Below are 14737 nucleotides of genomic sequence, written 5' to 3'. Positions count from 1 at the left end.
TTCATAGGGTTAAGAACCTGAGGGTCATCTTTACATCACCGATCACGCAGTAGTTCGTGCAAGGTAAACGCCCTGGATATTCCTGGTCAGGAACATAAAGTCAGTAGATCTGAGTGCGTATCGCGCTCTAGGTCATCTCCGCAGGCCGTATTTCTTCGGCCAATACGAGGGGAAGGGTCCTTCGTGTCACAATCCACCCCAGCCGGAACCTCTGGTTCGCTCGCAAGCCTCCGCATCCCGGAACTGCAGTCCATTGCACAGCAGCTTGGCGTCAAAGGCATCTCCAAGATGCGCAAGAGCGATCTGATCTCGGCTATCTCTGCTGCACAGTCCGGTGGTTCTGCACCGAAATCCGCAGCGCGTAAAACAGCCTCCAAGGAAACCGCACCGGAGCAGGCGGTTGAGGAAAAGCCTGCAATCGCCAATTCAGCCTCCGCTGAAACCGCATCAGGGGAGACGGAAGCTCCTGCACGTGCTCGTCGCTCAACGCAGCGCGGCGATCGCACTCGTACCGACAGGGCCGAGCGCACGGAGAGGCCCTCGCGGAGCGAGAACGCATCCGACAGTGCCGAGACCGCAGGCGCACAGGGCGAGGGCGACAACGCGGTAGTGGTCGGCGGCGTCAAGATCGAGCTACCATCCGCTGAGACTCCTGAGCGTCGTCGCAATGACCGCAACGACCGCAACAATGGTCGGAACCGGAACCGCAACCGAAACGAAAACGGTGAGGGCAACGACAACTCCGAGCGCAATGAGCGCCAGGATCGGGGTAACCGCAACGACCGCAACCGCAACAGCGGTGAGGACGAGGGACGCAACGAGCGAAACGACCGTCAAGACCGTCAAGACCGCTACGATGACGGCGATGACCGTGGCAACCGTCGTCGCCGCGGACGCGACCGTGATCGGGACCGGAACCGCGACCGCAAGGGACGCAACCGCAACCGCAACAACGACCTCGCATTCGATGAGGCTGACCTGTCCGAGGACGACGTGCTGATCCCGGTCGCCGGTGTGCTCGACCTGCTCGACAACTACGCGTTCGTACGCACCTCGGGCTACCTGCCTGGACCAAACGACGTGTACGTGTCGCTCGGCCAGGTCAAGAAGGCCGGACTGCGCCGCGGTGACGCGATCACGGGTGCGGTGCGTCAGCCACGTGATGGAGACCAGGGTAACCAGCGCCAGAAGTTCAACGCTCTTGTGCGCCTCGACTCGGTGAACGGCATGTCGCCTGAGGAGTCCAGGAACCGTCCGGACTTCAACAAGCTCACGCCGTTGTACCCGCAGGAACGTTTGCGTCTGGAAAGCCCGGAGAACAACAAGATCGCTCCGCGTTTGATCGACATCGTTGCCCCGATCGGTAAGGGTCAGCGCGGTCTGATCGTTGCTCCGCCCAAGGCCGGTAAGACGATCATCATGCAGCAGATCGCCAACTCGATCACCGCGAACAACCCCGAGGTTCACCTCATGGTCGTGCTCGTGGATGAGCGTCCTGAAGAGGTCACCGACATGGAGCGCACCGTCGCCGGTGAGGTCATCGCCTCGACCTTCGACCGCCCAGCGTCTGACCACACCATCGTCGCCGAGCTCGCGATCGAACGCGCGAAGCGCCTGGTCGAACTCGGTCAGGATGTCGTGGTTCTGCTCGACTCGATCACCCGCCTGGGTCGCGCCTACAACCTGGCTGCCCCGGCATCGGGTCGTATCCTGTCCGGTGGTGTGGACGCGGCTGCGCTCTACCCGCCGAAGAAGTTCTTCGGTGCTGCGCGCAACATTGAGAACGGTGGATCGCTCACGATCCTCGCGTCCGCTCTGGTGGAGACCGGTTCCAAGATGGACGAGGTCATCTTCGAGGAGTTCAAGGGCACCGGAAACATGGAGTTGCGTCTGTCGCGTCACTTGGCGGATCGTCGGGTGTTCCCTGCTGTTGACGTCAACGCGTCGGGTACTCGACGCGAAGAGATCCTGGTGTCCCCTGAGGAACTCAAGATCACGTACAAGTTGCGTCGCGTGCTGCACAACCTCGAGCAGGGTCAGGCTCTTGAACTGTTGATCAAGAAGCTCAAGGAGAACAAGACCAACGTCGAGTTCCTGCTGAACATCCAGAAGACCACTCCGGATTCGCTGGTCGATCTCGACAACGACTAGTCCAGGGTTCTCTTTACGACGAGCCGGCTCGGTTCCAGCACGCCCTCCTGTGAGGTGGGTGACGCTGGGAGGGGTCGGCTCGTCGCTTGTCTGCGTTTGTGAATGTCCAAGTCTTCACTCGCAGATGGAGTTGGAGTTCGCCAGTGTGCAGTGTCTGAGAAATCACAGCACCTGGACACCATGGACCGGTGTCGTAGGGCACAAGGTTCTGGCAAAATGGAGTGTTGCCTGTTTGCCTCACCGTAAGCAGGAACTGTTTCTGGTTCACGGACCCGCACTGCGGTTCGACCCAGAGACTCTTAGATAAGGAGAAAAGCTGTGAAGGCTAACATTCACCCAGAGTACGTTGACACCACTGTCAAGTGCACCTGCGGCAACGAGTTCGTCACCCGTAGCACCGTGACCTCCGGCGCGATCAGCGTTGAAGTCTGCTCGGCATGCCACCCGTTCTACACCGGAAAGCAGAAGATTCTGGACACCGGTGGACGTGTTGCTCGCTTCCAGGCTCGCTACGGCAAGAAGAACTAGCGACTTCTCAGCGCCGGCGGATACAGCTTTCACCAACCTCTCCAGGGGCAGGTGGAGCGTATCCGACCGGCGCTGTTGCTTTATCCAACAATTGAATGTGAGAACTTAAGGTCATGTCTAACTCTTTCGCCGCCGTCGAATCGATGCTCACGGAATACAACGAGCTTGAGGCCAAGCTCGCGGACCCGTCGATTCACGCGGACCAGAATGCCGCGCGCAAGATTGGTCGACGCTATGCGGAGTTGGGACAGGTTGTGGGTGCTTACCGGACGTGGCGCAGCGCTGCGGATGACCTTGAGGCAGCCCGGGAGATGGCGGCTGAAGACCCAAGTTTTGCCGAGGAGATACCTGCGATGGAGCAGGTGCTCACCGAGGCACATGATCGACTCGTCAAGGTGCTGATCCCGCGCGATCCAGACGATGCTCGCGACGTGATCCTTGAAGTCAAGGCTGGCGAGGGTGGTGCGGAGTCCGCGCTGTTCGCCGGTGACCTGCTGCGTATGTACATGCGGTATGCGGAGCGTCAGGGCTGGAAGGTCGAGGTGATCGAGGCCAACGAGTCCGATCTCGGCGGTTACAAGGACGTTCAGGTTGCCATCAAGGCCAAGGGCACTGTGACCCCTGAGGAGGGCGTGTGGGCGCACCTGAAGTACGAGGGCGGTGTGCACCGGGTGCAGCGCGTTCCGGTCACTGAGTCCCAGGGTCGTATCCACACTTCTGCTGCAGGTGTTCTTGTCTTTCCCGAGGTCGAGGACGACGGTGAGATCGAGATCGACCAGAACGACCTGCGGATCGATGTCTACCGGTCCTCAGGACCCGGAGGCCAGTCGGTGAACACGACTGACTCGGCGGTGCGTATCACTCACATCCCCACGGGTATCGTGGTGTCGATGCAGAATGAGAAGTCTCAGTTGCAGAACCGCGAGCAGGCGATGCGTGTGCTGCGGGCGCGCCTGTTGGCTGCGCGCCAGGAGGAGGCTGCTGCGGCTGCTCAGGACATGCGCAAGAGCCAGGTGCGTACGGTGGACCGCTCGGAGCGTATTCGCACCTATAACTTCCCGGAGAACCGCATTGCGGATCACCGTACCGGATACAAGTCGTACAACCTGGACCACGTACTCGATGGGGATCTACAGCCGGTTATCCAGTCCGCGATTGATGCGGATGAGGCACACCGCCTCGCAACTGCGGGTGAATAATGGTGCCGGACTCGGGGGTGCCGCGGGATCTCGGCCCAATTGCCGCCCTGTTGACAGATGTGCGCGAGGCAATCGCCTGGGCCGCTGATGAACTGCGATCCGCTGGTATCTCGACCTCTCGCGTGGATGCGGAACTGCTGCTTGCGCACGTGTTGGACATCGAACGTGGCGAACTGTTGCGCCTTGCCCTGCTGAGGGCACCAGTCTGGCAGGACAGCGATCAGGCGGCCCGATTCGCGGAGATCGTCTCTCAGCGTGCAATGCGCCTGCCACTCCAACACCTGACCGGGCACGCCCCGTTCAGACATCTGGAACTGTATGTGGGCACGGGCGTTTTCGTGCCTCGTCCCGAGACTGAGATCGTGGCACAGGTCGCTATCGACGAGTTGGCGTTGCGTGCGGAGCTTGCATCGCGCGTGGTTCCCATTTCCGACGAGGCAGCGGCGGTGACCCCGATCAGCCCGTTGCGTGGGGTGGACCTGTGCGCGGGGTCGGGTGCCATCGCCCTCGCCATGGCGACCGAGGTGCCGAACGCCGAGGTCTGGGGCGTGGAACTGTCCCGCGAGGCGTTTGAGTACACCCAGCGTAACAATGCCAAATATGACGATGCGGTGACTTTTATACGTGGCGATGCGCGCACGGCTCTGCATGAACTCGACGGCACCGTAGATGTAGTCGTCTCCAACCCGCCGTACGTCCCGCCGGGGGCAGTTCCCAGGGACCGTGAGGTTGCAGAGCACGATCCACACATCGCGCTTTTCGGCCTGGGACCCGATGGACTTGAGGTTCCACGCGGTATCACAGACGCAGCGGCTAGACTGCTCAAAGCGGGTGGCCTGTACGTGATGGAGCATGCCGAGGTCCAAGACGCTGCGGTGCGCGATATGGTGTCAGCGAGTACCTATTTTGAGCGGGTGGAGACCCGCCTCGATCTGACCAGTCGGCCGCGCATGGTCGTGGCGTTCCGCAATGATGTGGCCTATGTGGAAGGAACAGTTAAGTGAGCAATCCGATTGTGCCAGCGCACAGCGAGTCTGTGTGGGGTGCGGCTATCGATGAGGCCGTCAACGCGCTTGGCCGCGGCGGCGTGATCGTGCTCCCCACCGATACGGTCTATGGGATCGGTGCGGATGCATTCAACCCTGACGCCGTGGGTGCGCTTCTTGCGGCCAAGGGCCGCGGTCGGCAGATGCCGCCCCCCGTGTTGATCGGCAACCTGGGTGCATTGGATGGATTGGCCACGGAGATTCCCGACGATGCGCGCGCCTTGGCCCAGAAATTCTGGCCGGGTGGGTTGACCATTATCCTGCGTGCACAGCCCTCTCTTGCATGGGATCTCGGCGAGACCCACGGTACGGTGGCTCTGCGCATGCCCGACCATGAGACTGCGCTGGCGTTGTTGTCCCGCACGGGCCCCCTGGCGGTCTCCTCCGCGAACAAACATGGCCACCCCGCGGCATTTACTGCCCGTGAAGCCTATGTTCAACTCGGGGACTCGGTCAGCATCTATCTTGATGGGGGAGCCGTACCGGGCGGAGTCGCATCGACGATCGTCGATGCGACGGGAACCCAGTTGCGTGTCGTGCGTGAGGGAGCGCTGACCCTTGGTCAACTGCGCGAGGTTGCGCCGGTCCTCGGCATTGGTGAAGGACTCGACATCGAAGGTGAGGGCGACTCCGAGGCGGAGGGCGCTGGTACGCAAGACGTGCCGGAAGCTGCCGAATCGTCGCCACGCAGTGCCGAAGGTGGGAGCCTGCCGCCAGACGCGCACGCTGAGCCAGACCAGTCTGCCGCGGCAGACGACCCCGCCGCAGGAGACAGCGTCTCGAAGTGAAGGCCTACGCACTCGTCCTGCTTATCGCGGCGCTCACCACTTACCTGCTCACCCCGTTTGCGCGCTGGCTCGCGCTACGCACGGGGGCCGTGACTGCCGTGCGTTCGCGCGACGTCCACAAGATCCCCACCCCGCGGCTTGGCGGTGCGGGAATGTATCTCGGCATGGTTGTGGCCTTCGTGTTCGCCTCGCAACTGCCGTTCCTGAAACCACTGTTCAACGCAGACATCACCGCCTGTGTGACCAACGGATGCAACTCCATGTGGGCCATCCTCATCGGTGCGGGGCTGGTGTGTCTACTCGGAGTCCTCGATGACCTATGGGACCTCGACTGGATGGTCAAACTTGGTGGACAGTTCCTCGCCGCAGGGTTTGTGGCCTGGCAGGGCGTGCAACTCATCTCCATCCCGATCGCAGGACTGACCATTGGATCGGCACGCATGTCGATCCTCGTCACCATGTTCGTGATCGTTCTGGTGATGAACGCCGTGAACTTCGTGGATGGTCTCGACGGGCTGGCAGCGGGGATCGTGGCCATCGGTGGCACGGGATTCCTCGTCTACGCCTACCTACTCACCCAGCAGACCACCCCCAACGACTACTCGTCGGTCGCTCTCACCGTGCTCGCGGCGATGGTCGGTGCCTGCGTCGGGTTCCTGCCCCATAACTTCAACCCCGCCAAGATCTTCATGGGGGATTCCGGGTCGATGGTACTTGGCTTCATGATGGCCTGTGCCTCCATTGTGGTAACCGGCCAGATCGACCCCGCGACCGTGACCGTGGGAATGACCATCCCAGCGTTCGGTCCGATCCTGCTGCCTGCCGCGCTACTCATCCTGCCGCTGCTTGACATGGGACTTGCCGTCGTACGCCGACTGGCGGCGGGAAAGTCCCCGTTCGCCCCCGACCGCGCCCACCTGCACCACCGGATGCTCGGCCTTGGCCACACCCACCGTGAGGCCGTGCTGGTCATGTACCTGTGGAGCGGGGTCTTCGCCTTCGGTGCCGTGGCGCTCCTCATCTTCCAGTTCCGATACGTCGCATTCAGTCTGCTGGCAGCATTCACCGTCATGCTGTTCATAACCTTTTGGCCACTCATTCGAACCCACCTCGCTAAGCGTGCGAGCAGGAAGGGAACCGCCCCATGACGAATCCAACCGAACCACAGAACTCACAGGGAGACCTTCCCGAGGTCCCCGAACTGCCACACACCGCAAACCTTGAGGTATTCAAGCTCTCGTTCAAATTCCTTGGTTATCTGCTTGTAGCGCTCCTCGTGATCGGTGGCGGCGTGGCCTACTGGATCGATGGCCTTCCCGGACTATGGGGAGCGCTCATGGGTGTGGGCATCGCTCTGGTCTTCTCCGGTACCACTATCTGGTCAATGATCCACACCGCAGATAAATCACCCAACTACCTCATGGGCGTGGTTTTGGGAGCATGGTTTGCCAAGATCGTGTTCATGATCATCGTGATCGCCTCGATTCGAAACGAAGAGTTTTACAACAAGCCGATCTTCGCTGTCATCTTGTTGATCGGTGCAATCGGCAGTGCGGCACTCGACATTCTGGCCGTTTCCAAGGTCAGGCAACCGTACGTCACCCCCATCAAGAAGTAATGTGACCAGATTCACGGCTGGTGGTCCTACATTTTCTAGGACCGTCATAACCGCATGAGTCTCGGTCCCATGCCACGTGAGAACGGCGGCGAATCTTGAAAAGCAGGCGTAAAATCCGCCCAACCGCAAGCGAAACCCGCGGACGGCTGTGATTTTAGTGTGTGCAATGGGTTAAGATTTTTGCGATCCATAACGGATTCGCACTGGTGCCGGGTTAGCCCCCGCTAAGGCATCGGTGCCAAAGAACACCGGGAGATTAAACTGTCCATCCTCGCGACAACTCAGTATCTCGCCGCGTCTGGAGACGAAGGCGGGTTCCACCCACCTTCAATCTCGGAATTCTTCCCGCACGCGATCCTCGAGTTTGGTTCGGTTGAGTTCAACCGCATCCACCTCGTACGCATCATTGCGGCAGTCGTTCTGGTTACCCTGTTCATGCTTGCCGCACGTCGCGCAAAGCTTGTTCCAGGTCGTGGTCAGAACGTGGCGGAAATGGCGCTCGACTTCGTACGGGTCAACATTGCCGAAGAAATCCTTGGCCACAACGCGCGCAAGTACCTTCCGATGCTCACCACGATGTTCTTCGCGATCCTCGCGTTCAACATCACAGGTGTTATTCCGTTCCTGAACATCGCAAGCACGTCACTGGTAGCAATGCCAATCGTTCTCGCGCTGTGGACCTTCTTTGTGTACCTCAGTTCGGGTATGCGGAAGTTCGGCGTAGGCAAGTACCTCAAGAACCAACTGTTCCCACCGGGTATGCCAGCCTTCCTGTACGTCCTCATCACCCCGATCGAAGCACTTCAGGTATTCCTGTTCCGTCCGTTGACGCTTGCACTTCGTCTCACAGCCAACATGGTCGCAGGTCACCTGCTTCTTGTTCTGTGCTTCGGGGCCGCCAACTTCTTCCTCTTCCACCCAAGCATTGGAATGAAGGCGCTGGCACCTGTAGGCCTGGCGGCGGGTCTCGCCTTCACGCTCTTCGAGATCCTCGTTGCAGCGCTGCAAGCCTACGTATTTACCCTGCTTTCCGCGGTGTACATCAATATGGCAATCGAAGAAGAGCACTGATACCGAACCACAAGGTTGAAAAACTTCATGGAACGAAACCGCATCGCGGTACGTCATTCCACCGTGTGAAGGCATACAGCTCGAGCACGTAAAACTCGTCTAGAAACCAACATATGACGCCCCACCACACAGGCGGGGCGCCGAACGGAAGGAATCCCTTCGTGGACACCACCACCACTCTCGCAGAAGTTTCCGGCTCGCTCTCCGTTATCGGTTACGGCCTCGGTACCCTCGGCCCAGGTATTGGTCTGGGTATCCTCATTGGTAAGACCGTTGAAGGTATGGCACGTCAGCCAGAGGTGGCCGGTCAGCTCCGTACCACCATGTTCATCGGTGTTGCATTCGTTGAGCTCCTCGCGCTCCTTGGCTTCGTTGCTGGATTCCTCTTCTGATGACGGCACTCACCGCGACCACTGACGTGCTTGCGGCTGGAGGCAAAGAGGTTCAGGGGATCGACCTCTTCATTCCACCGTGGTACGACATCATCGGGTCGGCGTTGGTGCTTCTCATCATTGGATTCTTCTTCTACAAGAAGATCCTGCCGGCCTTTCTATCTGTCCTCGACGAGCGCACCGCAAAGATCGAAGGCGGACTCAACCGCGCTGAAGAAGCACAGGCTGAAGCCGACGCACTCCTTGCCGAGTACAAGGCACAGCTGAGCGAAGCACGCACGGAAGCAGGACGCATTCGTGAGCAGGCTCGCGCCGAGGCAACAGACATCGTTGCTGAGGCACGCGTCAAGGCTTCTGAAGAGGCCGAGCGCGCTGCCGACACCGCAAAGCGCCAGATCGAGGCAGAACGTGCTGCAGCCGCTGTAGCTCTTCGCAACGATGTGGGTGCACTCGCTACTGAACTTGCCTCCAAGATCGTTGGCGAATCGCTCGAAGACGTTGCGCGTCAATCGCGCGTAGTCGACCGTTTCCTCGACGAACTCGAAGCATCCTCAGTAACGACCGCTGTAAAGGGGAAGTAATGCGCGGGACCAGCCAGGCGTCTCTGACCGCTATCCGTGAACAGTCGGAAGCTGTTTACAAGGCTGCGGGCACGAACGCACAGACACTGGGCGAACAACTGTTCGTCGTTGTTGATGCGCTCGACAGTTCCGGGTCCCTGCGCCGGTCACTTGCAGACCCATCACGTACCGGTGAGGACAAAGCAGCCCTTATCCGTTCGGTTCTCGCCAACGGCTTCGACGACCGCACAATCTCCATCATGGAGAACGTAGCCAAGTCGCGTTGGTCATCTGATCGTGATCTGGTGGATGCCATCTCCCTGCTGGCGATCGACGCTTACCTGAGCGCAGCCGAGTCCCGCGATGCACTCGAGACCGTGGAGTCCGAGTTGTTCGTACTGACCCGTGCGCTGTCAGGGCAGCGTGAGGCGCGCCAGGCACTCTCGGACCCGAGCACGGACAGCTCGATCCGGGTGAAGCTTGTGCACGACCTGATTGCCGGTAGGGCCGACGAGGTCACGGTGGCGCTTGCCGCCCGAGCCGCGGCCGCGCCCCGTGGGGAACGTTTCGTTCCTGCCCTGGGACGTATCGGCGATATGGCCGCTACCCGACGAGCACGCAAGGTCGCCTACGTGTCAACGAGCCGTGCGCTCAGCGATACGCAGATTGAACGCCTTGAGTCGATCTTGTCTGCGCAGTACGGCCAGGACATCCAGCTCAACGTGACAGTCGATCCAGCAGTGGTCGGTGGCATGCGCGTCCAGATCGGCGCCGAGGTCGTGGACACCACGATCTTGACGCGTCTGACGGATGCACGGCGCCGCCTCGCCAGTTGACGACCCCACTACGCAGCCGGCTCACAGGCCGGCACCCCAGGACAAAGCAAGTTGACCGTTGCACGCAGCGGTCACGACAGGAGAAGAGCTAATGGCTGAGCTGACTATCCGGCCGGATGAGATCCGTGCCGCACTTGACAGCTTTGTGAAGTCCTATGAGCCTGCCAAAGTAATAACCGAAGAGGTCGGACGAGTTTCCCTCGCCGGTGACGGTATTGCTCAGGTTGAAGGACTTCCAAGCGCAATGGCCAACGAGCTGTTGCAATTCGAAGATGGGACCCTCGGTCTCGCACTAAGCCTCGACGTTCGAGAAATCGGTGTCGTCATCCTCGGTGAGTTCACCGGTATTGAAGAGGGCCAGGAAGTCCGCCGCACCGGGGAGGTCCTCTCCGTTGGTGTTGGTGACGACTACCTCGGTCGCGTTGTTGACCCACTCGGTAACCCAATCGATGGTCTCGGCGAAATCAAGACCGTTGGTCGTCGTGCACTGGAACTCCAGGCACCGGGCGTTATGCAGCGTAAGTCGGTTCACGAACCGTTGCAGACCGGTCTGAAGGCAATTGACTCGATGATCCCAATCGGTCGTGGACAGCGTCAGCTCATCATTGGTGACCGCCAGACCGGTAAGACCGCAATCGCGATCGACACGATCATCAACCAGAAGGCCAACTGGGAGTCCGGCGACCCAACCAAGCAGGTTCGCTGCATCTACGTTGCTGTCGGTCAAAAGGGTTCGACCATCGCATCCGTGCGTGGCGCACTCGAAGAGGCCGGAGCACTGGAGTACACCACGATCGTGGCCGCTCCGGCATCCGACCCAGCAGGCTTCAAGTACATCGCCCCATACACCGGCTCCGCAATCGGTCAGCACTGGATGTACGAGGGCAAGCACGTCCTCATCATCTTCGATGACCTGTCGAAGCAGGCAGAGGCCTACCGTGCAGTCTCGCTGCTGCTCCGCCGCCCACCAGGCCGTGAAGCATACCCAGGTGACGTCTTCTACCTCCACTCGCGTCTGCTCGAGCGCTGTGCAAAGCTCTCGGATGAACTCGGTGCTGGTTCGATGACTGGTCTGCCAATCATCGAGACCAAGGCAAACGACGTCTCGGCCTACATCCCAACCAACGTCATCTCGATCACCGACGGACAGATCTTCCTCCAATCCGACCTGTTCAACGCTAACCAGCGTCCAGCGGTCGACGTGGGTATCTCGGTCTCCCGTGTTGGTGGTTCGGCACAGACCAAGGCGATGAAGGCAGTGTCCGGTACCCTCAAGCTCGAGCTTGCTCAGTACCGTTCACTCGAGGCGTTCGCGCTCTTCGCATCCGACCTCGACGCGGCGTCCAAGGCTCAGCTCACCCGTGGTGCTCGCCTCATGGAACTGCTCAAGCAGGGTCAGTACACCCCGTACCCAGTTGAGGACCAGGTTGTCTCGGTATGGTCTGGCACGAAGGGTAAGCTCGACGACGTTCCAGTCGAAGACGTCCTACGCTTCGAGTCGGAACTGCTCGACTACCTGCGCCGTAACACCGATGTTCTGACCACGATCGCCACCTCAGGAAAGTTTGAGAAGGAAACCGAATCAGCGCTTGACGCTGCTGTCGACGGCTTCCGCAACCTTTTCATCAAGGGTGACGGCGTAGCGCTCGTTGAGGCTGAAGAAGCCGAAGAGGGCACCGCCGAGATCGAACAGGAAAAGATCGTCCGCCAGAAGAAGGCATGATCCGTGGCCGGTAACCAGCGCGTCTATAAGGCGCGCATCAAGTCAACTCAATCGCTGAAGAAGATCTTCCGCGCGATGGAGCTGATCGCCGCATCCCGAATCGGAAAGTCACGTGGACGTACGGCGGCGACTCAGCCGTACGCCGACGCCATCACGGCAGCAGTGGGAGCCGTGGCAAGCCACTCCGACCTCGACCACCCGCTCATCTCCGAGCGCCACGACACCAACCGTGTCGCGGTCTTGGTGGTCACCTCGGACCGCGGTATGGCTGGTGCCTACTCCGCGAGCGTCATCCGTGAGGCTGAGAGCCTCATTGAGCGTCTCGGGGAAGAGGGCAAGGAGGTGGACCTCTACGTCGCAGGGCGTCGTGGTGTCTCCTTCTACCAGTTCCGTGGACGTGAGCTTGTCAAGACGTGGGTCGGCTCGTCCGACGCACCAACCACCGAGGACGCCCAGGACATCGCGGACACGCTGCTTAAGCGGTTCCTCGACCCAGCGGACCAAGGTGGGGTTAGCACACTCTACGTTGTCTACACGCAGTTCGTGAACATGGTGACCCAGCGTCCCCGTGTTGTACGCCTGTTGCCGCTCGAAGTCGTTGAGGAAGAGGTATCCAGTGAAACGGAAGCCTACCCACTCTACGAGTTTGAACCGTCAGCAGACGAGGTCCTCGACGACCTACTGCCACGTTACGTACGGTCCAGGATCTTCAGCTTCCTGCTCGAGGCCGCAACCTCCGAGCTCGCCGCTCGCCAGCGTGCAATGCACACGGCGACGGAGAACGCAGAAGACCTGATTCGCATGTACACGCGACTTGCCAACTCGGCGCGTCAAGCGGAGATTACCCAGGAAATCAGCGAAATCGTGTCCGGTGCGGACGCTCTCGCGGGTGCCTGAAACGACTAGAACACCGTTTTAGTCAACCGACTACAGATTTTGCTCACTGCACAGACCTAGTCGTGATCCTCACGGGTCCCGACACAGCAAAGCGAGGCCACTAATGACTGCCACAACAGTCGAAGCAGCGGTCGATACGACTTCTGGCCCAGCACAGGGGCGCATTGCCCGTGTGATCGGTCCAGTCGTTGACATCGAGTTCCCGGCAGACGCGATCCCTGAGATCTACAACGCTCTGACCGTGGAAGTTGACCTGTCCGCGCAGGGTGAAGGCGAAAAGGCCTTCACGATGACCCTTGAGGTCGCTCAGCACCTGGGAGACTCCCTCGTGCGTGCGATCGCATTGAAGCCAACCGATGGTCTGGTTCGCGGTGCGGTTGTCACCGACACCGGCGTACCGATCTCGGTCCCAGTAGGTGACGTCACCAAGGGACACGTCTTCGACGTGACCGGTGCACCACTGAACCTCAAGGAAGGCGAGACGCTCGAGGTTACCGAGCGTTGGCCAATCCACCGTAAGCCACCAGCGTTCGATCAGCTTGAGTCCAAGACTCAGATGTTCGAGACCGGTATCAAGTCGATCGACCTCCTGACCCCGTATGTGCAGGGTGGCAAGATCGGTCTGTTCGGTGGTGCAGGTGTTGGCAAGACCGTTCTGATCCAGGAAATGATCTACCGCGTGGCCAACAACCACAACGGTGTTTCCGTGTTCGCCGGTGTCGGTGAGCGTACCCGTGAGGGTAACGACCTGATCGACGAAATGACCGAGTCGGGCGTTATCAACCAGACCGCACTCGTGTTCGGCCAGATGGACGAGCCACCGGGAACGCGTCTTCGCGTTGCTCTCTCGGCTCTGACGATGGCTGAGTACTTCCGTGACGTTCAGAAGCAGGACGTGCTTCTGTTCATCGACAACATCTTCCGTTTCACTCAGGCAGGTTCTGAGGTTTCCACGCTGCTCGGCCGTATGCCATCCGCAGTGGGTTACCAGCCAAACCTGGCTGACGAGATGGGTCTGCTCCAGGAACGCATCACCTCGACGCGTGGTCACTCGATCACCTCACTCCAGGCAATCTACGTTCCTGCTGACGACTACACCGACCCAGCACCGGCGACCACGTTCGCGCACCTCGATGCAACCACCGAGCTTTCGCGTGAGATCGCATCGCGTGGTCTCTACCCCGCAATCGACCCGCTTGCGTCGACCTCCCGTATCCTCGACCCGCGTTACGTGGGCCAGGACCACTACGAGGTTGCAACGCAGGTCAAGTCGATCCTGCAGCGCAACAAGGAACTCCAGGACATCATCGCCATCCTCGGTGTCGATGAACTCTCTGAAGAGGACAAGACCGTTGTCGGTCGCGCACGTCGTATTCAGCAGTTCCTGTCCCAGAACACCTACATGGCTCAGCAGTTCACCGGTGTCGAGGGTTCGACCGTGCCGTTGGATGAGACCATCGAGGCGTTCAAGGGAATTGCGAACGGTAAGTACGACCACATCGCTGAGCAGGCGTTCTTCAACATCGGTGGCCTCGAGGACCTCGAGCGCAACTGGCAACGTATCCAGAAGGAATACGGCATCTGATCCCTATGGGAATCCGATGCGTTTTCTTTCAACCTTAAGGAGAACACGTGGCACAGCTCGCTGTTAACGTCGTAGCCAAGGACCAGGCTGTATGGTCTGGTGAGGCTAAGATCGTGAGCGCACCAGCAGCAGACGGGGAGATCGGTATCCTTGCCGGTCACCTGCCGATTCTGTCCGTGCTGAACGCGGGTCACGTTCGCATCACCGAGGTGAGCGGCAACAAGCTTGACTTCACCATCACCGGCGGATTCATGTCCGTTGATGATGACCAGGTCAACATTGTGGCTGACAAGGTAACGCTGAACACGCCTGCGGGCGCGTAACCTGAGAAGTCGAGAAAGGC

At 60.0% G+C, this 14737-nt stretch carries 15 protein-coding genes; all 15 read left to right on the top strand.

Annotation, left to right across the window (positions count from 1 at the left end; genetic code table 11):
- The first annotated feature begins 183 nt into the window (after nt 1-183).
- The 15 genes from rho to ACFSYH_RS04210 all read left to right on the top strand — a co-directional run bounded on the left by rho (nt 184) and on the right by ACFSYH_RS04210 (nt 14717).
- Entirely contained in the window at nt 184-2151 is a 1968-nt protein-coding gene (rho, locus tag ACFSYH_RS04280; protein WP_377465335.1) for a transcription termination factor Rho, read from the top strand.
- Nucleotides 2152-2469: 318 nt separating this feature from the next.
- Entirely contained in the window at nt 2470-2679 is a 210-nt protein-coding gene (rpmE, locus tag ACFSYH_RS04275) for a 50S ribosomal protein L31 (protein WP_377465333.1), read from the top strand.
- A 113-nt stretch (nt 2680-2792) separates the two neighbouring features.
- Nucleotides 2793-3878: a peptide chain release factor 1 gene (gene prfA / locus ACFSYH_RS04270; protein ID WP_377465332.1), complete on the top strand. Its 1086-nt coding sequence runs from the start codon at nt 2793-2795 to the stop codon at nt 3876-3878.
- A gap of 17 nt (nt 3879-3895) precedes the next feature.
- Nucleotides 3896-4882, top strand: coding sequence for a peptide chain release factor N(5)-glutamine methyltransferase (prmC, locus tag ACFSYH_RS04265; protein ID WP_377465331.1), 987 nt, complete (start codon nt 3896-3898; stop codon nt 4880-4882).
- On the top strand, nt 4879-5712 hold the full coding sequence (locus tag ACFSYH_RS04260) for an L-threonylcarbamoyladenylate synthase (protein ID WP_377465330.1): 834 nt from the start codon (nt 4879-4881) through the stop codon (nt 5710-5712). Before prmC ends, ACFSYH_RS04260 begins: the two co-directional genes overlap by 4 nt.
- On the top strand, nt 5709-6860 hold the full coding sequence (locus ACFSYH_RS04255; RefSeq protein WP_377465329.1) for a glycosyltransferase family 4 protein: 1152 nt from the start codon (nt 5709-5711) through the stop codon (nt 6858-6860). The genes ACFSYH_RS04260 and ACFSYH_RS04255 overlap by 4 nt, the downstream gene beginning before the upstream one ends.
- Nucleotides 6857-7330, top strand: a complete 474-nt coding sequence (locus tag ACFSYH_RS04250; RefSeq protein ID WP_377465328.1) for a hypothetical protein — start codon at nt 6857-6859, stop codon at nt 7328-7330. The genes ACFSYH_RS04255 and ACFSYH_RS04250 overlap by 4 nt, the downstream gene beginning before the upstream one ends.
- A gap of 255 nt (nt 7331-7585) precedes the next feature.
- Complete coding sequence (atpB, locus tag ACFSYH_RS04245; RefSeq protein ID WP_377466087.1) at nt 7586-8401, top strand: F0F1 ATP synthase subunit A; 816 nt, start codon at nt 7586-7588, stop codon at nt 8399-8401.
- Nucleotides 8402-8514: 113 nt separating this feature from the next.
- A complete protein-coding gene (atpE, locus tag ACFSYH_RS04240) occupies nt 8515-8793 on the top strand; it encodes an ATP synthase F0 subunit C (protein WP_377465327.1) in 279 nt (92 codons plus the stop codon).
- On the top strand, nt 8793-9374 hold the full coding sequence (locus tag ACFSYH_RS04235) for a F0F1 ATP synthase subunit B (protein WP_377465326.1): 582 nt from the start codon (nt 8793-8795) through the stop codon (nt 9372-9374). The genes atpE and ACFSYH_RS04235 overlap by 1 nt, the downstream gene beginning before the upstream one ends.
- Nucleotides 9374-10189, top strand: a complete 816-nt coding sequence (locus tag ACFSYH_RS04230; RefSeq protein ID WP_377465324.1) for a F0F1 ATP synthase subunit delta — start codon at nt 9374-9376, stop codon at nt 10187-10189. The genes ACFSYH_RS04235 and ACFSYH_RS04230 overlap by 1 nt, the downstream gene beginning before the upstream one ends.
- Nucleotides 10190-10280: 91 nt before the next feature.
- Nucleotides 10281-11912: a F0F1 ATP synthase subunit alpha gene (gene atpA, locus ACFSYH_RS04225; RefSeq protein WP_377465323.1), complete on the top strand. Its 1632-nt coding sequence runs from the start codon at nt 10281-10283 to the stop codon at nt 11910-11912.
- A gap of 3 nt (nt 11913-11915) precedes the next feature.
- Entirely contained in the window at nt 11916-12809 is an 894-nt protein-coding gene (locus ACFSYH_RS04220; protein WP_377465322.1) for a F0F1 ATP synthase subunit gamma, read from the top strand.
- 103 nt (nt 12810-12912) lie between these two features.
- On the top strand, nt 12913-14394 hold the full coding sequence (atpD, locus tag ACFSYH_RS04215; RefSeq protein WP_377465321.1) for a F0F1 ATP synthase subunit beta: 1482 nt from the start codon (nt 12913-12915) through the stop codon (nt 14392-14394).
- Nucleotides 14395-14441: 47 nt separating this feature from the next.
- Nucleotides 14442-14717 (top strand): F0F1 ATP synthase subunit epsilon, encoded by a 276-nt coding sequence (locus ACFSYH_RS04210; RefSeq protein ID WP_377465320.1) that lies wholly within the window; start codon nt 14442-14444, stop codon nt 14715-14717.
- The last annotated feature ends 20 nt before the right edge of the window (nt 14718-14737 follow it).

This window comes from Populibacterium corticicola, from assembly GCF_042683685.1.
Taxonomy (GTDB): domain Bacteria; phylum Actinomycetota; class Actinomycetes; order Actinomycetales; family Cellulomonadaceae; genus Timonella; species Timonella corticicola.
This window is presented reverse-complemented; position numbering and strand designations above follow the sequence as displayed.

Bases quoted from the DNA above. Each gene is read 5' to 3' on its own strand.
- atpD (WP_377465321.1), top strand. From the start codon at position 12,913: ATGACTGCCACAACAGTCGAAGCAGCGGTCGATACGACTTCTGGCCCA.
- prfA (WP_377465332.1), top strand. From the start codon at position 2,793: ATGTCTAACTCTTTCGCCGCCGTCGAATCGATGCTCACGGAATACAAC.
- atpE (WP_377465327.1), top strand. From the start codon at position 8,515: ATGACGCCCCACCACACAGGCGGGGCGCCGAACGGAAGGAATCCCTTC.
- ACFSYH_RS04250 (WP_377465328.1), top strand. From the start codon at position 6,857: ATGACGAATCCAACCGAACCACAGAACTCACAGGGAGACCTTCCCGAG.
- atpA (WP_377465323.1), top strand. From the start codon at position 10,281: ATGGCTGAGCTGACTATCCGGCCGGATGAGATCCGTGCCGCACTTGAC.
- ACFSYH_RS04230 (WP_377465324.1), top strand. From the start codon at position 9,374: ATGCGCGGGACCAGCCAGGCGTCTCTGACCGCTATCCGTGAACAGTCG.
- ACFSYH_RS04235 (WP_377465326.1), top strand. From the start codon at position 8,793: ATGACGGCACTCACCGCGACCACTGACGTGCTTGCGGCTGGAGGCAAA.